The organism is Pedobacter ginsengiterrae, from assembly GCF_039537385.1.
GTDB classification, from domain to species: domain Bacteria; phylum Bacteroidota; class Bacteroidia; order Sphingobacteriales; family Sphingobacteriaceae; genus Pedobacter; species Pedobacter ginsengiterrae.
In genome coordinates, this window is record NZ_BAABAK010000015.1 from 26,740 (window position 1) to 45,002 (window position 18,263).

The following is an 18,263-nucleotide window of genomic DNA, read 5'->3' on the forward strand; positions in this document are numbered from 1 at the left end:
CCCTATGTTTTAGAAAGTGATATTTAAATTTAAGCCAAAGCTCTTAACTGATGGCGTTTGCAAACCTGCTCCGGAAATAAACTGATCGAGATCCATATTACGAGTACCCTTTCCTGTGAAATAAAGCAAGTTTCTTCCTACGAGTGATACACTTGCCGCATTGATTATTTTGGAGCGTTCTAAAAATGATTTAGCAAAAGTATAGGTAAGCACAACCTCTCTTAATTTCACAAAAGTCCTGCTGCGCATGAGTTCATAATTAGAGCGATTAAAGTTTCTTGCCCAGGTTTGATATAAAACCCGTACATCGTTAGGCGCAAAAACCCTGGTATCAGAAATAACTCTTCCATCCTGATCGGTATTTAAGGCACCGCTAACAATTTTCACTCCATCGGTCATCACGCTACCTTTCCATGCGGCGTTGGCCCGGTTCTCCCAATCGAGCAAACGGTATGGGCTATCCGATGCTGGGGCAGTACCAGAATTCCACTGCGAATCATCAACGGCGTTGGCAATCTTTCCGCCAAATCTTCCATCAACCTGAAAGCTCAGTCCGATGTTCTTATATCTAAAAGAGTTGTTAATGCCTGCAACAAAATCATTATCGCTATAACCTGCAAGACTTCTGTAAGGATTTAGAGCCGGAAGTCCGTTAGTGCCCACAATCATTTTTCCATTCGCATCTCGTTGGAAATCGGTAATAAAATAACCATCCGCCCGATCTCCAACTTTAATTAAGCCGTCGCGTTCTAAAACACCATCAATTTTATCCAACCAACGGTGAGAAGTTGACCAGTTGGCCACAATATTCCACATGAAATTAGTCGTTTTGATCGGGCTCCCATCCAAGGTAAGCTCTACCCCCTTTCTCAAATAAGTAAATGCATTTTTTTGCGTTGAGGTTACGCCCGATGTTGGGCTTACCTCAAGGTTTACGATACCTGGTCCCTCCACATTATAGAATGCTGCAGCATCAAAACCGATTCTATTATTTAAAAATCTGGCTTCTAAACCTAATTCAGTTGTTTTTACCCTTGCCGCTAATATATCCGGATTGGTTAATACCCCACTGTAACTCACGCCTGTATTATTATTCCAACGTGTAGAATATGGTGTATAAGTAGCGTTAAGCTTGTAAATATCATATTGCGAACTCTCATTAACCAGATCAGATGCCACATTCGCATAGGATCCTCTCACCTTCAAAAATGAAATGGTCTTTGGAAGCGAAAACATCTGTGAAATTACCGCACTTAAAGATGCTGAAGGATAGAAATATGCGTTGTGTCTGGTTGGAAGGGTGGTTGACTTATCATACCTTCCCGTTAAATTTAAAAAAATGTAATTTTTGTAGTCCAAATCTATGAGTCCATAAGCACTTGCAACTTGCCTTTGTCCATAATCATTTGCTGGAACTGAGGGTAATACGGTATTAGATAGATCGTAAACGCCTGGAACAATTAATCCCCCATTGGTACTGGCACTTAAGGAACTAACCTTTACCGATCTTAGGTTTGCAAAAACTGAAGATTTAAACCCGAAGTCCTTAAACTGATCTGTATAACTTAATGAGCCTTCGGTATTATTCTCCCAGAATTTATCATAAATTTCCTGATAACCGCCAACCTGGTTTACCCCATCATTATAAAAGTTTCCCGATACCGGAATCTGCTTGGTTCGGGTACGGTTCCAGGTACTTACGTTGGTACGCAAGTTGAAGTTCAGCTTTTGAGTAATGTTGTACTTCATCAGAATGTGGCCGTAAAGATCATCTTTCTGATATCCATGTAAGTTTTCATAGGCGGTAAAATATGGATTGTTATAGATGGTATATTCTCTGTTATATTGTTGAATGTCCTCCAAGCCTGGTTTCCAATAATTTTGAAGATCACGTACATCATAATCTGCTCCGCCCCAGATATTCATCAGATAGACATAACTATTTGGGCCGTAATTGGCATCCGGATAATTTGGAGTAATTTGCCTGTTGTAATTGATATTGGTCTCAAACCTTACCTTCTTCCCGGCATTCAATCCCCCAGAAAAATTAAAGTTCGTACTTCCCAGTTTAGTATTGGGAACAGTACCTTTTTGAAGCATCTGAGAAATTGAGAAACGCATATCACCTACTTCACTCTTGGTTGATATGGCTACATTATTGGTACTTAAAAGTCCGTCTCTGAGGAAATTCTTCAGGTTATCTGTACCTCTGGCAAGCCAGGGAATCGGAACTAAGGCTTTTGTTACCGGATCAATCGGACTGTTATATTGTGTGATCAGTTGTCCTTCAAAACGCGGTCCCCATACAAAATAATCGTTATCGTTTATACCGCCACCTTTTCCATCCTTGAACGCGTACTTAAAATTATCTCCAGCACCATAAGCAGTCTGGTAATCCGGAATAGCGTTATAACCGGTTTGCAGTTGGGTACTTGAGTTAAACTCTACAGTAAAGCCCTTATCAATTGAACCTCCTTTTTTAGTGGTTATCAGTATTGCTCCACGCTGTCCCCTACTTCCATAAAGTGCGGCTGCGTTAGCACCTTTCAATACAGAATAAGTTTCAATATCGTCAGGACTTAAATTCCAAGAATCAGAGCTAATGGGAACGCCATCGACAACAATCAATACTCCGGATTGGCCCCTTAAGTAAATTCCCGGATCGCCAAATAGATTGGCACTCGGCGTAATGGTTAATCCAGCTACTTTACCCGTTAAAGAGTTAATACCATTTGGCTCTCTTGCCTTTACCAGGTCGGTTCCTTTAACTTCCTGGATCGCATAACCCACAGCCTTTTTTTCTTTTTTGATACCTAGTGCAGTTACTACAACATCACTAAGCGTTTTACTGTCTGATTCAAGCGTAATGTTGATTGCTAATCCATCTGTAACCTTAAATTGTTTGGTTTGATAACCAATGGATTTGAATTCGAGTACATCACCATTGTTTCCGGCGATAGCGAAACCGCCATTTAGATCGGTTGAAGTACTTTTCCCATTCGCCTTATTGGTAATAGTTACACCAGGAATGGCTCCCCCGGCATCCATAACCTTTCCAGTTATTCGGCTCTGGGCATATGTAGTAATTGAAGAAAACAGCAAGAATACCGCCAGGAGTATTTTGCCTAAAACTTTTAATCGTTGCATAATATAGTTTCTGATTTTGTTTAGCAAAACTAAACTTTGTTTATAAACACATTACTAAACTTTTGTTAAGTATTTGTAAACCCCCTAAATTATATTAGCCTCCATAAACGCAAAAAACCAGCATTTAAAAAATGCTGGTTCATCAATTATTAACATTAATATTATTTGTTTAAAACCGTATTAATTTCTTTTCCTACTGGATGATCTGTTTTAAAGGTAAAACCTAACAGTTTTGCCAGCGTTTGTGCAATCTGATCCTGATAAATTTGAGATGCTGTTTTTACTTCTCCCAAACCTTTACTATCCGGACCAATTACTGCAAGCCAAGTTTCATTTGAATGCTCGGCAGAAGAACCATGCCCGGTCCATTTTGCGCCTACTCCACGGCCATGATCCGGGCAGATTATAAAGGTGGTATTATTTTGATAAAAGGGATCGGCTTGCATGGATTTCCAAAGGCTGGCAATCATGGCATCCAAATAGCTGGCGGCATCCAGGTAATAATCATATTGTCCCGCATGTCCCAAATCATCAGGATCAACAAAGTCTATATAAGTTAAGCGTGGATGGTTGGCCGCTATATAGGTTTTGGCAATAGCGAATGTGCCCATATCCCAACGTACAGAAGTTCCAAAATAATTTGGAATATAATCTTGTATTTCATTGGCCAATACCTGGGCTTCTGTTAGGTTTTTTCCCTTAACTTTTTCAAAGGGATTAATCAGCGGCATCTGGTTGCGATCGCGGTTAACAATCTTTGATACTGGCGCCCAGCCCGCAAAGGTTACTACCTTTCCATTGAAACCTTTTTGCTTATTAATATATTCCAATACATTCTCATTGGGATTATTTGGATAGTCATTTGAATTGATCTTTTCATCATAATAACCCGTTATGGTCTCACTTCTACCTGGATAAGAAAACCAATATTTATTCCTCAGATTTACCATGTTACCTAAATCACGGTTTCCATATAGTTGCCCTTCTTTAGCAATAGTGGTCCAGAAGAATGGCATTAGTTTCTCACGACGTTCTTTTTCATCAGCACCCCAGAATTTTTTAAAAGCGGATACCGAATCCTGTTTTCTGTAGCGTTTATTTTTTAGTAACGAAGAATCAGCGCCCTTGAAAATTTCCTGCCAACGGTAGCCGTCGATTGAAATGAAGACAACGTTTTTTGTTTTTGTCTCTTGTGCATGAACCATGTTGGCGCAAAAGAGGATAATTAGTAATAATTTAGTTTTCATGATAATGCATTTTTTGTTTAGCGAGGCTATACCAGTGATGAATTCTGATTGATTAGATCTGATGATCAAATGGGATGTATTTATTTTCGTGACTGCCGTCAGGGTATAATTTTAGGATAGCATAGCCCGGTGGGGTTTCCTGATAATAATATCCGGCCGCGGATTTTTCGTCTCCCTTTCCCCACCAAAAGCCGCTCATTGCGCCGTTGCAATAATATTCAACCCCGTTATACCAGGCTCTATCCAGTAGATGCTGATGACCGCTCAGGCACACTTTAACCTTATCCCTATGTTTAAAAAATATTGATTTCAGCTCTTTGTGATCGCTATGTTGCCCTCCTTCCCAGGTGCCGGTTACTGTGAGAATTGGATAGTGAGACATAATAAGAATAGGAGTGCCGTATTTAAGATTGTCTAAATCTTTTTTAAGCCATGCCATTTGTTCAGGGTCTAATTTGATGCCATCATTATTTCCATCTAAAACAATAAAATGCCAGCCTGCTTTTTCAAAACTATAGTATCGGTTCGGAATTTTGAGTCTTTTTACAACATATCGAATACCATACATGTCATCTGTTTTATCAGGGGCTTTCCACCATGGGTCATGGTTTCCAATGCAACTGTAAACATTGAGATTTGTAGCTGCGATAAACTTATCCCAGGTTTCCCACTGTGCGATAACCTGTTCGCGTGTAACATTATCATATGAGGCATCATGTATAGAATCTCCGCCGTTCAATATAAAATCAGGTTGATGTTTAAGTACTTTTGACAGGCACTTAGAGGCTCTGTCCGGAATATTCTCGTTGCCCCTGATGTGAACATCTGTGATGTGGGCAAGGGTAAGTATTGGTTTGGAAACGGCCGTATCCGCCAGAACTATTCCAGCAGGCAAGACAGCCAGAGCGCCCGCTATGGAATTGCTTTTTATAAATTCTCTTCTTTTCATCGCTTTTAAATTTATACCTATCTCTCCAATTTTTAATGTTTAGCAAAACTAAACTTTGTTAACAAATAAATCATATAATTGGTATTAACATTTTGTTAAATGCTCGACAAGAAATTATGACGTAGCTAGACATAACTGAAAATAATAATGTCTTAAGCCGTCCTGCACTCACTGGATAAACCAACCTATTTGACCCCTACCTCACCAATCTTCAATTATTTTATGAACTCATCAGTAAACAGGCAGTTACGATGTTTTTTTTGGCGAGAAGGGGTCAATTGGCTTCGCTTTATCTCATAAGCCTAAATCGAATTTTTTTTAGGACTGGCAGTTAATGTTCATCGGTTCTAAGCTAGGCTCTAGCTTGCCATAGTTGAATAATTTTACCCAATTTACTTTTGGCTAAGTCGATTTATTTATTGAAGTAACTTGCCCTTTGATAACAGTTGAGTAAAATTTAAATGCCAAATAAGCCCGAAAGTGGAGATGAAAGCAAAAATTGAATTTATGCTAAGGCTTGTATTTTAACCAACTTTGTGTTTCGCGCTCCAACCATTTTACAAATCCTTGCCACCGAATCACTTTCTAAAATTACACGACGTTTTTTTGAGTTAAAGAACCCTCATAAATCGACTTTATTGACAATTGGTCAATTCAGCACTTTATAAGCTAAACCTAGATAAAATTTAATGTATTTACGCGCAGATCCGGTGACCGCTGAAAGCTTATCTTAATTTTTAAGATAACAGTTTAAATATATGCAAAGGCTCATCTGTAAATTACAAAACCTTCGAACTGCTGAAAAACGGCTGGTCGATTTGTTGGTTGATATGTTCGTGCCAGTAGTGTTCCATAAAGGGGCTATTTTGGTAACGCCGATTTATTCTACGCCGGTACTCTATTTTATAGAGGAGGGACTGGTCAGAGGTTACTTCGATTCAGATGGAGCGCAGCAAACCTCATGGATTACGGAAAGCGGGTTCTTGTTACCCACAAAGGGAATTTTTTCCTCTAATCCTGGCATTGAATACATTAGCTTTTTGAAAGATAGTCATTGTTATGCGCTAAATTTAGCCAGCGTAGAAGAACTAGCGATAAAAGAGCCAAGGATTTACAGGATGCTTTTAGAAATATACGAAGAGGGTTTACGGGAGGGAAAAGAAAGAGAGCTGCTGCTAAGAATTAAAAATGCAGGAGAGCGGTTTCTTTACTTTGAAAGCCAACATCCCAGACTCATCTACCTTCCCATTCACGACATCCTAGCCTCGATATTAAACATCGAATCCAAATACCTTTACAGGATTAAAAAAATATACCGTTAAACTTCTACAGTATCTTTTCCCACTAAAGTGTCCTGCAAAAAGGCAATAATTATACTTATCTAAAAAGAGTAAAAATAACCAAAGCGGAGTAACCTTCCCCATTTTCATTCCGGCGAACTTTAATCTGTATTCAGATAATCGTTATGGAAATTTTGAAAAATATTGATAAAAGCCCAGCTGGTTCAACACTAAAAAGTAACCACTCCCCGTCCTATTATATTTATTCAGCTGAACTATTTTTACTGATTCTGCTTTGGTCGTATGCGGTATTTGTAAAGCTTGCAGATTTAACGCTCTTCCAGAGACAAATGTATCAACAGCCATTCTCAAAGGGAATCAACCTGATGCTCATTTTTGCCATACCAATCCTGGAAGCAGCAGCCGCTATTTGGCTAATCTTAAACAAAAGAAAATGGGGACTATGGATTTCCCTTCTATTGTTACTCGCATTCACAGGATACGTCATTTTGGTTTTAGCAGACTTCTTTCCTAATACACCATGCAGCTGCGGCGGGCTGATAGCTAAAATGACCTGGAGAACGCATTTATGGTTTAATATATTCTTCATGGTTTTAAATACTTACTGTCTATTTTTTGAACATAAAAGGAAAGGGGGACGCAAGGCGAAAAATTGAATTATTATAGATGCCCGGCCGATAAACCCGGGAATACACAAAGCGCTTTGCCGTTTATCCAGCCATGCTAAAGCGCAGCAATTATACCTTATAACTAAACTTTTTCATCTGCTTTTTCAAAAGCAATAAAGCAGAAATCATTATGTTAAAAAAAATCAATTTAGGCCTGGTAGCACTTGTATTAGGGTTTGGTCTTGTTTTTACGCAAAGTGCATTCACTTCTTCGAAAAAAGCAACTGGAGCACGCGCTAAGTTAACCTTCCATTATGAAGGTCCCGTTCCAATGACTAAGGCTGATGTTGAAGATGAGAGCAACTGGGTATACGGTGAAGAAGCTTGTCCGGAAGGAAATGCTTTGGCCTGTGCGATTGAAATTGAAGATACCTTTGTTGACAATCCAAGCGGACCAACACCAACGTTGAATTCAAGTGCAGCGCTGGTATCTGATCCATTAATCGCAGCTCCCCGCGTTACGGGTTCTGCTGATAATTCTATTGTGATTTACAATAGACAACAGAACTAAAAGTATCAGGGAGGGTTTACCCCTCCCTGATAAATTATTTCAAATGCATGACCACCCAAAATCATTATAACTGGAAGTTTTGATATGAATTAGTTTTGTGGAATCCCAGACTGCTCAATAACATCCACCGGGATCGGAAGTGCATAACGGGGGTCGTTCGGCGGTAGGCTGATTAACTTCCCGCCGATATTCCGGAAAATGGTAATATTCTCCCCTTCCCTGTTATACCTTTTTAAATCAACCCACCGTAATCCCCTCATCAGCAATTCCTTTCTGCGTTCCAGGCGAACTTTGCTAAGCGCTTCCTTTTGACTTGCTGCGCTGACTGGCACGAAAGCAATAGCCTTGTTCCACCGTTTGCGCAGCAAGTCATTAACATCGGTCATCGCCGAAGCTATCTCTCCAAGATAGGCATTGCATTCTGCGCGAATCAGGTAGAGCTCGTCGGTTGCAATACCAGAAAAAAACACATTAGTATTTCCTGTATAATTACCCCTGAACTGCGCATAACCGGAAATCATATTAAAAAACACATTTTTTCTAAGGTCAGCCGCCGCATAGCTTGATACCAGAACAGAATCTATCCTTGAACGGGAAGTGCCGTGATTGACAATTTCCAGTCCCTGTTCTGCATAAAAAATAGTTTCCGTATTTAGCCTTTGTACATAAGAAGTTGCGCTGAAAGGCCCGATGGATGGGTCAGCGTTATAATCCATTAATGCTGAATTAATTTTGAGTGCTTCATTTACCGCATTCCTGGCCTGCGTGTAATTTCCCATAAAAAGATAAGTCCTGGCCAGCAGTGCATGTGCCGCCCCTTTTGAGGGCCTAACTTTAGATTGGGGATAATTGGGCAGCAAAGTGATGCTCGTAGTCAGATCTGCAATTATCCGGCTGTAGGCATCCAGTACTGTTGAACGGGTTGAGGGAATGTTAAAGTCAGAAAAAGTCCTAAGCACTATACCCAGGTCTACTCCTGCCGTGCGTTCATCGAAAATCTTTGCGTACTGGGTTACCAGATTCAGGAAATGGAAGGAGCGAAAAAAAAGTGCCGAGCCTTTAACATTATCCCACCCTTGAGCATTTGCGGTGGTGCGTTCTATATTCTCCAGGAGTTCTAGCGACAAATTAGCGTTATAGATGGCCTGGTATCCAAGGTTCCAATCATTCCCATAACGGATATCAAAAGGCGCCCACTGATAAACCTGCTGGTTGGTGAGCGGCTGGGCGGAAAGGCTGGCAGGGAGCATAAAGAAATCATCTGCAGAACTCTCCCCTAACGAAGGGGTGTTCCGCAGGTTCATTTTCTCCCCATCATCGAGTATCCCTTGTATATCCTTTAGCGTTCTTGGGGTAACCAGCCTTGCGTCTGATTTGTATTCAAGATACTTTTTACAGCCTGAGCAGAAGGCAAAATAAGTAAGCAGTATAATTATAATGATGTAATTTTTCATAATCTTTTAGCTTTTATAGGTTAAAATTTCCACGGATACCAAATAAAAAATATTTGGGAGGTGTGATATTATTCAGGTAATCTGGATCGATTTTAAGGCTGGTTGCCTTCCAAATGACGCCAAGATTCTGAACTCCGCCATACAGCTCCAGGTTATTCAGCCAGTTTTTAGAAATTGAAGGCTGGAATTTGTAACCCAGGTTAAGGTAATCCAGCCTGATATTGTCTGCTTTGAAGATGTTGATTTCCGAATTGGTATACATCCCATCCCTTGCAGCGTTCACCGGATAAACGAATGATGGAACATTGGTCATGCGCTCATCACCAGGCTTCTGCCACCGGCTTTCATAATCTGCATTACCCACGCCATTGGCTACCAGTGAACTATAAGAAAGCCCGGTGCGGCGCGCATAATATCCGGCCTTATAAGAGAGATTAACAGACAGCGTAAATCCTTTGTAAGAAAAATTATTGACTAACGAGCCGTAGTGCACAGGAATGGCTGAACCGATGAATCTGATGTTATTGCCACTTGAGGCGCCCTCGCGTACAATTGCATTATAATCGGTACTCGGCACGCCATTCAGGTAGCCCATCGGATTTCCAGAGGCATCAAGCCCTGCCCATTTATAAGCCGCTACTGAATATAGAGGAAGGCCGATTACCGGGGTAATGACATTGCTTCCACCAATGAGCACCGATAACCCTGAGGTGGGTGTTTCCAGATATTTAACTGTCCTGGACTCATTGTAATTCAGATAAGCATCGGTTGTCCACCTGAAACCCTCTATGCTCAGATTTATGCTGTGGAGATCAACTTCCAGTCCCTCGCCCTTCATGTCAGCAACATTTCGGGTCAGTGAGCCTGTTCCTCCCCAGGCTGTATAATCATATAGGGCGGGACCATAAAGGTCGCTTCCGCGTTTCCGGAAATAAGAAACCGAACCACTAAGTACCTGACCCTTTAGCGTAAAGTCAAGACCAATACTCATCTGGGCAAGCTGTTCCCACCTTAGACTCGGGTTATTTATGGTTGCAATCCTGGTAAAAGGTAGCAATGAAACATTATTTACACTATATGACCCGATGGCTGAAGCGGTACGGGTCAGATCCACATTTCCACTGTACCCAAAACTTCCCTTTAATTTTAAACGCGGTAGCCATGAAACCTTGAAGAATTCCTCTTCTGATAAAAGCCATCCGAGGCCTGCCGACCATAGGGGTTTCCATTTATCATTGGTACTTGCCCCAAATATATTGGAGCCATCGGCCCGAACGCTTGCCGATAGTGAATAGCGGTCCATGAACGTATAGGCGGCGTTGGCATATCGGCTAAGAAACCTGTAAGTGGTGTTACCAGCGGAAATGCCCGAAGGTATCTGCGCGGAACCACCTGTAGCCGGATTGGCAAAGTAGGTAACCTGGTCAACCCCAAGGTAGGTAAGCGGGTCACTGTTGTATCCATATCTTGTCGCCCTGCTGGATTCAGCATGGCTTTGCCTCATTTCAAGGCCGGCAATTGCATTGATGTGATGCTTGCCGAAATGTCTGTCCAAATCTAGCTGGCCACGAAGGGTATAACTGCTGACCAGCGCCTCGCTAAGGCTGCTTGTACCGCCAAGCGGAACATTATAGGTCACCACTCCGGTAGAACGGTTAAGCCTGCTAAAAGAGTTGACGAGATTGCGAGCAGTATAACTTCTTTCATTATTGTACTGGTCTGCCCTGTCCCGCTGACTTTGGTACTGATAAGATACACTGGCATTCAAAAACTTCAGCACTTTATAATTCAGGCCACCATTGAAATAAATCTCCTGGCGTGACGAGGTCAATATGCTGTTCATATAATCTTCTGCAGGATAATACTTCCAGTCCAGATACCTTCCACCGCCAAGGGTATCGGTGAATACACTCCTGTAATTCATATCCAGAGCAGCCGGGCTTCCGTCGGCGTTTCGAAATGAAGTGTAAGGAAGTGCCCTTCCACCTGTTGACTGCGAATTGTAGGCTGGTCTGCCTGAGCCTGATTTTATATCCGTAAAATATACCTTTGTATTCAAGCTGAGCAGCTTACCAAGTTTAACTGTATTTGCAAAATTGACATTTATTTTATCCGTTTTTGCAAAGGTTTCCCCTTTGGTATTGTCCACACTTGCGGATAAAAAATAATTGGTCTTTTCTGAGCCGCCCTTGATCCCAAGGCTATACTGAACGGTAAGCGGATGGGTGTAAAATTCATCGATATAGTTCTCTCTGGAATCGATTGCCTTGAGCGCTGAAATCCCGTTTTCAGTATCCAGCGCACTTATGATCCCCCGCCGCTGTTTTGAAAGCAACTCGACCACTGGGGATATTGGCAGGTAAGGGGTGGAATTTATCCTGGTATCATAATAACCTTTTGAAAAAAGTGTGCGCTCGAAGTCGATATAATCCGAAACGGACATTTGTGGCATAGCGTACAGGTCCGGCAGAGACCGGATGAGCATGCTGCCTGAAAAATTTATTTCTGTTTTTTGATTGAATTTTCCTTTTTTGCTGGTAATAACAATTACGCCATTACCTGCCCTTGCTCCCCAGATAGAAGCCGCCGAGGCATCCTTTAGAATAGAAACCTGCTCGATGTCGTTTGGGTTGATGTTATTGATGTCTCCCTCGTAAATAAAGCCGTCGAAAATAATAAGTGGGTCCAGGGGACCATTAATCGTGCCCAGTCCGCGAACGGTAAGGCCAGTCTTGTTCATTACATTTCCGGTGCTTTTACCTACATTGGCCACCAGCCCCGTGCTTTGTCCAAGCAGTCTTTCTAAAATATTTGATCCGCCCCTTTCATTAAGCTGAGCAGCTGAAATAACAGATACATTGCCATTGATTTCATTAGCTTTGCTCACCTGGTAACCGGTGTTAACCTGAACGCTGTCTAGCAGAAAAGCGTCTGTAGTCATCTCTACTGCGAATTCTTCATTCCCTGTCTGAACCAGTAATTGCTGCCTCTGATAACCTATGGCATAAACTGTAAGCGTATCAGGCAGTCGGCTAATCTTTAGGGAGAAATTACCCTGTTCATCGGACTGCGTACGTCCGTTGAATCTGGTAGAAATAGTTGCCCTCACTTTAAGATCTGAAAAGCGTATGTGTCCTTTAATTGTTGAAAGATTAGTCTGTTGCCCGTAGGTACTTAAAAAAGAAAAGGCAATTAATAGCAGTGTTAATACTGCAAGCAGTATATTCCACTTCCTTGGATGTATATCCATATTCATATTTTTCATGGCTAGTGGGTTTTAATTTCAAGATCTAAGTCAGCACCTGATAGAAACTTTGCAATATTCGCCGGAGAAAACTGCAAATGATCGGTCAGGGCTTTAATTTTGCCGTCCGCGCCAATCCACACATAGTGCGGGACTATACGGAAATACAGGTATTGCCTGAAGAGGTCATTTCGAAGCACTAATGGCGAATGAAATTTATTTCGTGCAAGCAGGTAGTCTTTTATAAACTTCCTTTCCTTGACAAATCCAATCTGACTGGCGCTGGCATTCATCATAATGACCTGCAGTTGCCCTTTGTTTTCGTAATGGATACTATCCAGTTTTGGCATGTTCGCAAGGCATGGCGCACACCATGTAGTCCAAAAATCAATTATAATGGCTTTGCCTTTAAAATCCTGAAGGGGAAAAAATTTGTCGCCTTTAGGAGTGACAGATACTAGTGGGGCTTTCCAAAGATCTACGGGTAGCTGACTGCCGACTGTCAAGGGTGCTGCCGTAGGTTGTTGTGCTGAGCTACTGTTTGCAGTTAACAGTAAAGTCAGCAGTATTGATAAGAACATGCAGATAAGAAAACTCTTCACTAAAAGGCATAGCAATGCCGGTACGACATTTATCGTTAATTTTTTCATTTCAAAAAAGCTGGTTTAGTTGGTCTAGAAAAAGGTGATAATATATCCGGGCAGGTGCATTATAATAAGAACCTATTTTCATTTAACCTGGATGCTAAGCCTGCCCGGAAATATTATCACTCTGGATTTCTTGGCTTCAATGCGTAAAGCCTGTCGAATAGATAAAACTTTATCAGGCACATACGAATTGGAATAAGGGTAATTAATTATTGAAAGTATAAGGCAAAAACCAGCCCTTCCGCATATAAACATGCGGATACGGGAAACCGTATTTGTTATTAGGAAAAAGATACTTACCTTGGGATTGCGAAAAACCATTGTGCTGCACCTTTGCTTAATCAGCAATAAAGGGCTGGTACCAAGCTAAATTAACCCGCTGGGACTTTGTGCGCTCTCTTCACACTAGCCTCTGCTCATTTGGGCTATATTTTAACTTGGAATTCTGGCAAGCATTACGATGGGGAACAAATAATGTTCTTTAAAAAGAATTTGAGGGAATGACTTAGTACCACTTCCTGGAGGTGATACATTTTGATGGCGCTTAATTTTTTCGTTTTCATAAACGGTTGTTTTATGTAAAACGATGTGAACTCAATAAAGCAGGTGGAAACCAGATTGGTCAGAAAACCAATAAGGCGAACTCCAATGCTTTTGAGTGAGGTACCGTCAAGAACCACTCAGACCGAGATCTGAGTTCGCAAAAGACTAACATGAAGTCCGCCCTATTGAATATAAGATATCGCGAAGATAGCAAAACTCAATAGATACGGCGAACTCACGATCGGCTCATGCGAAATTTGACGGTTTTCACTCATGAGTGACATCGTTAAAGCAAGGCTAGGCCCTACTCTATTTGTCGCTTTAAATAACTGATAACAAATATAGTAAAACAATAGTATAAAAGAAAAAATAATTTACATTATTTATGATTAAAATAGACCTTTCAAAGGAATATTCAAAAATTCTAAAGAAATACTTGAAGGCATTCGAGTTAGAGTCTATTGATATTGCATATTTAGTGCAAACAAAAAAGGATGTAATTGATGGCGTTCTAAAAAATGAAAAAAGTGTTGTACTATATACTTTAGAACAAATCGCACAGATTTTTAGCCTTCGATATTATGAATTTGGGAATCCTAATCATCCCATCCCTTCCTTAGACTCACTTCCAGAAAAAACTAAGCAACGAATTGAATATCGTAAGAAAGAAGGTCCTGCAAAAGAAACTACTTACACTTCAAGTGAAATTAATAACCGCATAAGCGATGTATTATCAACCTTTAAAGTTGGTGATGAATTTTTAGCGGAGGAAATTGTGAATAGTATTAGTAAAAAATATGACGAAACTTATTCGGTTAGTGATATTATAAATCGTTTCAAAAAAACATTTAGGGAAAACATTGAAAAGACGGATAGAAAACATACAGCAAGGAAGGGTCGAGGACCAAAACCTTTGTATTATAGGTTGGTGAAGATCATATAAAATAAAGATGGCAAAAATTATCGCACTCAGAGGAGATTCTAATAGGGGAAAGTCCAAAACATTAAACATCGTTTATCAGTATTTATTGCTCTTTGGATATGTGCAGGTACCTAAATATTTTGGTGTACTCGGCAACCGTGACCAATATGACTTTATCGACATTGTTGAGAAAAAAGGAGTAAAAGTGGGCATAGCCACTATGGGTGATTACCAGAATGGTTTACAACGCAAAAGAAAAGGTAGTGTGGAAAGCATGATAGATCATTTGGTTGGTGCAGGGTGTGACGTAGTGGTGTGTGCAGTAAATTTAGGTTTAACCAGAGCAATCAGCCATATATCTTCCTATCCACACGAGTTTGTTAACAAGTCGGTTTCATTATCTGATGATGAAGAGAGAATTAAAAATGGTGAAGATGCTGAAAAAATTTACAAATTGATTTAAATAAAAAATAACGCTCGATATGAATAACAATCACCAGCCAATCGCATTCATCATTCCCTCTGTAGGTAATAAAATTACAGCGAATGATATCAAGAATAAGCAAATTAGAATTACGGCAGCATTCAAACCATTATTTCTTAAAAATGATTCTGAATTAAAGATTGTAGTCAAGAATGATCATTATTTACGCTTTAAGAATCTAGTGAAACGTTCGCATATAATTCGTTTTACGGATGTAGCGTTTGATGAATTAGAGATAAAAGCAGGTGGAATGATTAAAATAGAAAAACATGGGCCAGATACATTTAAATTAACTAGACAATCTGCATAGTAGTTATGGCCTACTTGACTCAATATTCTTATAGTAAACTATGTCAAATAGTTGAGATTGACTTTGAAATTAACCTTACTAGTTTTTTGGAGCACATTTATGAAGATAAAGAACTCTATGTTATATTTAATAAAAGAGACTTGGCGTATCTTTTTAAATATAAGCTTATACTCGAGGATGAGAATAAATTTTGCATAGAGTACTTTCAGCCAATACCTGAAAGGGAAGATACGAAAGAATGGGTTTTCAATAAGGGAGGCAAAACTAAGTTTCATGCTGACGCAAACTGTAAACTACTTAAAAAAGACTATATCGATTTTCATATCCCCAATGAAATTCGTGAGCTTGGATTAGATGCCATTGATGAGTACAGGCAATGGTTTCAATCTAACAATTTTGCAGAGAAATACAAAGCTAAAGCAATAAGTAAAGATTTCATTATCCTCGCATTCAACAGTAAATATCCTAAGCTATATGGAATAGCTCATATTGCTAATAACTCAAATTTATTAGTGGTTGAAAAACCAAATAGTAATAATGTTAAAGTGGAAAAAGAATTTGACTACGCATACTTCAAAGGAAGGCTAGATTATTTAAAAACGAAATTTAATCATGAATTCCCATGCAAAAATACAAGGATACTTTCGAAGTTTAGACATCTAAATGGAAAGCCAGATATTACTATTAAGGAAGCCCTATCCGATATTTTCAGTGAAGATTTTGCTACAAACTATGGCATTAGTAAGATCAATAATAAATTCAACTCCGCTAAAGAAATAATTAACGAGATTATCTCTTTACTTCTGGAATATTTGCGATGGAAATTCGATTTTAAAGATAAGGAATTTGATAAAATTACGCTGGAGACTTTTGGCTTGGAATGTTGTCGAGCATGCTCAGATCAAATAAAAACTGAGGATCAGTTACCGTTTTAAAATTAGCAAGTGAATCCCTAATATCAATTAACACACGTCATTCAATAATATAACGCACTTATAAATGAGTTCATTAGAAGTATTTTTTCAAGAAATCAAAAATTCGAAGAAGATTAAAAAAACTACTCCCCAAATAATCTGTAGTAAGTATGGAGTGGTTAAAAGAGGCTGGAAAGTAATAGAGGCTATTAACAATCTTTTGGAAAAACACGAATTGACTACTAATCTTGATTTTGGCAATGCTTACTATTACGGTGAAATAGAGATAATTCCTAAACCCAAGTTGGCTGCTAGTGGCGAAGTTAAAAAACCAAAATACTCAGATGCTATACCTAGGTTAAGTTTATTAAGAGCAGCAAACATTAACAATTTGGTTGAGGAAGAAGGAGGTTGTGGCTTGTTAGGAGTAAACAAGGATACACCTTTAATAGAGGCTACTACAATGATGTTAAGATATAACTTTTCGCAACTGCCGATATTATCTGGTACGAGAGATGTACTCGGTTTGATAAGCTGGAAATCTATAGGTATTGCATTGACGCTTGGCAAAAAATGTGAATCTGTTTTAGACTGTAGAGAGGATGTTGAAGTATTAAATATCGATGAACCAATCTTCAAAGCTATGAATGTCATTTTGGCTAAAGAGGTTATACTTGTACGAGATAAAAAAAATACTATTTCTGGGATTGTCACGGCTACAGACTTAGGTGAACAATTCTTAAAGCTGTCGGAACCATTTTTAATCATAGAACAAATTGAAAATCTCGTACGACGCCTTTTAGACGGAAAACTAACGTTTGATGACATCAAGAAAGTATTAGATCTAAGTAAACATGACAAAGAAATCCACTCTTTAGCAGATTTGAACTTTGGACATTATGTAAGAATTATGGAAAACCCCGAACTGTACGCAAAATTGGGTCTGCGTATCGATCGTGTAATTTTACAAAAGATGCTTCAAGAAACTAGGATTATTAGAAATGATGTAATGCATTTCAAACCAGAAGAAATTGAGCAAAAGGATTTAGAAGCATTGCGGCAAGTCCTCAATTTCTTGACGACGATAATTAACACAATGTAGAAATAACCTTAGATGGATGACTTAATCAATTTCTTTCTGAGATAACCTAAAATCGCGATAATTTATGATAAGACGAGGGAAACCCTTTATCGAAGTTGCTTATTTTCTTAGCCGTTTTGGATGCTCAAACCCACCGGAAAATCTACAAGCAAATTCTTGGAAAGAAGCTTATCGTATGTTTTTTGAGGCTCTTAATGAAGGTAGAAGTATTGAAACATTTGAGCACAGCTTAAAAAATGCAAGAGATTCTTTTGATGCTCATTTTCCAGAGACTAATAGAGAAGGTTGGAAAGATAAAAATGGAAATCTCATTAAATTAAGTGGGTTGAACCTAGATGTTTTTAATGCCTTTAAAATGCACAACGAGACTACAATTTGGAAAAATGTCAAAAAGTATAGTCGTTTAGATATAGAAGCACATAAACAAGAAATTGCCAACCTCATGGCAATTGAAGAATCTGAAACGGACTTTACCTATGCTAGGACAGAAGGTGGTGTGAAAGTGTATATTTCACACAAAATTGAGCGGAATGCCTCTTTAAGAAATGCTGCTCTCAAAATCCATGGTTATGATTGTGCAGTGTGCGGTTTTAATTTTAAAAAAACATATGGAAATTGGGGAGCGGAATGGGCTGAAGTACATCATTTAAAACCTATGGGCGAAAATAGAAAAATAAAAAGAACAACAGATCCAGAATTTGATTTGGTAGTGTTATGTGCTAATTGCCACAGAATGATGCATCGAAAAAAAGGAATAGTGCTGACTGTGAATGAATTGAAATCAAAAATCCAGGATGGATCTCCTTCCCCTCATGCATAA

The 18,263-nt window shown here is 39.4% G+C and carries 15 protein-coding genes; 9 read left to right on the top strand and 6 right to left on the bottom strand.

Features of this window, described 5'->3' with window-relative positions; genetic code table 11:
* Positions 1 to 9 precede the first annotated feature (9 nt).
* The 3 genes from ABD692_RS13240 to ABD692_RS13250 all read right to left on the bottom strand — a co-directional run bounded on the left by ABD692_RS13240 (position 10) and on the right by ABD692_RS13250 (position 5,343).
* Positions 10 to 3,147: a SusC/RagA family TonB-linked outer membrane protein gene (locus ABD692_RS13240; protein ID WP_344767709.1), complete on the bottom strand. Its 3,138-nt coding sequence runs from the start codon at positions 3,145 to 3,147 to the stop codon at positions 10 to 12.
* 161 nt (positions 3,148 to 3,308) lie between these two features.
* Positions 3,309 to 4,394: an alkaline phosphatase family protein gene (locus tag ABD692_RS13245; RefSeq protein ID WP_344767711.1), complete on the bottom strand. Its 1,086-nt coding sequence runs from the start codon at positions 4,392 to 4,394 to the stop codon at positions 3,309 to 3,311.
* A gap of 52 nt (positions 4,395 to 4,446) precedes the next feature.
* On the bottom strand, positions 4,447 to 5,343 hold the full coding sequence (locus ABD692_RS13250) for a metallophosphoesterase family protein (protein WP_344767713.1): 897 nt from the start codon (positions 5,341 to 5,343) through the stop codon (positions 4,447 to 4,449).
* A gap of 758 nt (positions 5,344 to 6,101) precedes the next feature.
* Here ABD692_RS13250 and ABD692_RS13255 point away from each other — a divergent pair.
* The 3 genes from ABD692_RS13255 (at position 6,102) to ABD692_RS13265 (ending at position 7,823) form a co-directional block, all read left to right on the top strand.
* Positions 6,102 to 6,665: a Crp/Fnr family transcriptional regulator gene (locus tag ABD692_RS13255; protein ID WP_344767715.1), complete on the top strand. Its 564-nt coding sequence runs from the start codon at positions 6,102 to 6,104 to the stop codon at positions 6,663 to 6,665.
* A gap of 143 nt (positions 6,666 to 6,808) precedes the next feature.
* Complete coding sequence (locus tag ABD692_RS13260) at positions 6,809 to 7,300, top strand: MauE/DoxX family redox-associated membrane protein (RefSeq protein WP_344767717.1); 492 nt, start codon at positions 6,809 to 6,811, stop codon at positions 7,298 to 7,300.
* A 142-nt stretch (positions 7,301 to 7,442) separates the two neighbouring features.
* Positions 7,443 to 7,823: a hypothetical protein gene (locus ABD692_RS13265; RefSeq protein WP_344767719.1), complete on the top strand. Its 381-nt coding sequence runs from the start codon at positions 7,443 to 7,445 to the stop codon at positions 7,821 to 7,823.
* An 89-nt stretch (positions 7,824 to 7,912) separates the two neighbouring features.
* Here ABD692_RS13265 and ABD692_RS13270 read toward each other — a convergent pair whose 3' ends face one another.
* Genes ABD692_RS13270 through ABD692_RS13280 form a run of 3 tightly spaced genes read right to left on the bottom strand, consistent with a single transcriptional unit; the run spans position 7,913 to position 13,171 of the window.
* Positions 7,913 to 9,277 (bottom strand): RagB/SusD family nutrient uptake outer membrane protein, encoded by a 1,365-nt coding sequence (locus ABD692_RS13270; RefSeq protein WP_344767721.1) that lies wholly within the window; start codon positions 9,275 to 9,277, stop codon positions 7,913 to 7,915.
* 13 nt (positions 9,278 to 9,290) lie between these two features.
* The gene (locus ABD692_RS13275) at positions 9,291 to 12,542 is read right to left on the bottom strand and encodes a SusC/RagA family TonB-linked outer membrane protein (RefSeq protein ID WP_344767723.1); all 3,252 of its coding nucleotides are present in this window, start codon (positions 12,540 to 12,542) and stop codon (positions 9,291 to 9,293) included.
* A gap of 2 nt (positions 12,543 to 12,544) precedes the next feature.
* Positions 12,545 to 13,171: a TlpA family protein disulfide reductase gene (locus tag ABD692_RS13280; protein ID WP_344767725.1), complete on the bottom strand. Its 627-nt coding sequence runs from the start codon at positions 13,169 to 13,171 to the stop codon at positions 12,545 to 12,547.
* Positions 13,172 to 14,096: 925 nt separating this feature from the next.
* Between ABD692_RS13280 and ABD692_RS13285 the strand changes: the two genes are divergently transcribed.
* From ABD692_RS13285 to ABD692_RS13310, 6 genes are all read left to right on the top strand, one after another.
* On the top strand, positions 14,097 to 14,654 hold the full coding sequence (locus ABD692_RS13285; protein WP_344767727.1) for a hypothetical protein: 558 nt from the start codon (positions 14,097 to 14,099) through the stop codon (positions 14,652 to 14,654).
* A gap of 7 nt (positions 14,655 to 14,661) precedes the next feature.
* Positions 14,662 to 15,096 (top strand): hypothetical protein, encoded by a 435-nt coding sequence (locus ABD692_RS13290; RefSeq protein ID WP_344767729.1) that lies wholly within the window; start codon positions 14,662 to 14,664, stop codon positions 15,094 to 15,096.
* Positions 15,097 to 15,115: 19 nt separating this feature from the next.
* Positions 15,116 to 15,427, top strand: coding sequence for a hypothetical protein (locus ABD692_RS13295; protein WP_344767731.1), 312 nt, complete (start codon positions 15,116 to 15,118; stop codon positions 15,425 to 15,427).
* A gap of 5 nt (positions 15,428 to 15,432) precedes the next feature.
* Positions 15,433 to 16,362: a hypothetical protein gene (locus ABD692_RS13300; RefSeq protein ID WP_344767733.1), complete on the top strand. Its 930-nt coding sequence runs from the start codon at positions 15,433 to 15,435 to the stop codon at positions 16,360 to 16,362.
* Between the two features lie 64 nt (positions 16,363 to 16,426).
* The gene (locus ABD692_RS13305; protein WP_344767735.1) at positions 16,427 to 17,443 is read left to right on the top strand and encodes a CBS domain-containing anti-phage protein; all 1,017 of its coding nucleotides are present in this window, start codon (positions 16,427 to 16,429) and stop codon (positions 17,441 to 17,443) included.
* A gap of 64 nt (positions 17,444 to 17,507) precedes the next feature.
* The gene (locus ABD692_RS13310) at positions 17,508 to 18,263 is read left to right on the top strand and encodes an HNH endonuclease (RefSeq protein WP_344767737.1); all 756 of its coding nucleotides are present in this window, start codon (positions 17,508 to 17,510) and stop codon (positions 18,261 to 18,263) included.

Excerpts from the sequence above, each read along its gene's own strand:
- ABD692_RS13300 (WP_344767733.1), top strand. The coding sequence starts at position 15,433 with ATGGCCTACTTGACTCAATATTCTTATAGTAAACTATGTCAAATAGTT.
- ABD692_RS13240 (WP_344767709.1), bottom strand. The coding sequence starts at position 3,147 with ATGCAACGATTAAAAGTTTTAGGCAAAATACTCCTGGCGGTATTCTTG.
- ABD692_RS13260 (WP_344767717.1), top strand. The coding sequence starts at position 6,809 with ATGGAAATTTTGAAAAATATTGATAAAAGCCCAGCTGGTTCAACACTA.
- ABD692_RS13305 (WP_344767735.1), top strand. The coding sequence starts at position 16,427 with ATGAGTTCATTAGAAGTATTTTTTCAAGAAATCAAAAATTCGAAGAAG.
- ABD692_RS13255 (WP_344767715.1), top strand. The coding sequence starts at position 6,102 with ATGCAAAGGCTCATCTGTAAATTACAAAACCTTCGAACTGCTGAAAAA.
- ABD692_RS13250 (WP_344767713.1), bottom strand. The coding sequence starts at position 5,343 with ATGAAAAGAAGAGAATTTATAAAAAGCAATTCCATAGCGGGCGCTCTG.
- ABD692_RS13265 (WP_344767719.1), top strand. The coding sequence starts at position 7,443 with ATGTTAAAAAAAATCAATTTAGGCCTGGTAGCACTTGTATTAGGGTTT.
- ABD692_RS13295 (WP_344767731.1), top strand. The coding sequence starts at position 15,116 with ATGAATAACAATCACCAGCCAATCGCATTCATCATTCCCTCTGTAGGT.
- ABD692_RS13290 (WP_344767729.1), top strand. The coding sequence starts at position 14,662 with ATGGCAAAAATTATCGCACTCAGAGGAGATTCTAATAGGGGAAAGTCC.
- ABD692_RS13280 (WP_344767725.1), bottom strand. The coding sequence starts at position 13,171 with ATGAAAAAATTAACGATAAATGTCGTACCGGCATTGCTATGCCTTTTA.
- ABD692_RS13275 (WP_344767723.1), bottom strand. The coding sequence starts at position 12,542 with ATGAAAAATATGAATATGGATATACATCCAAGGAAGTGGAATATACTG.
- ABD692_RS13245 (WP_344767711.1), bottom strand. The coding sequence starts at position 4,394 with ATGAAAACTAAATTATTACTAATTATCCTCTTTTGCGCCAACATGGTT.
- ABD692_RS13270 (WP_344767721.1), bottom strand. The coding sequence starts at position 9,277 with ATGAAAAATTACATCATTATAATTATACTGCTTACTTATTTTGCCTTC.
- ABD692_RS13285 (WP_344767727.1), top strand. The coding sequence starts at position 14,097 with ATGATTAAAATAGACCTTTCAAAGGAATATTCAAAAATTCTAAAGAAA.
- ABD692_RS13310 (WP_344767737.1), top strand. The coding sequence starts at position 17,508 with ATGATAAGACGAGGGAAACCCTTTATCGAAGTTGCTTATTTTCTTAGC.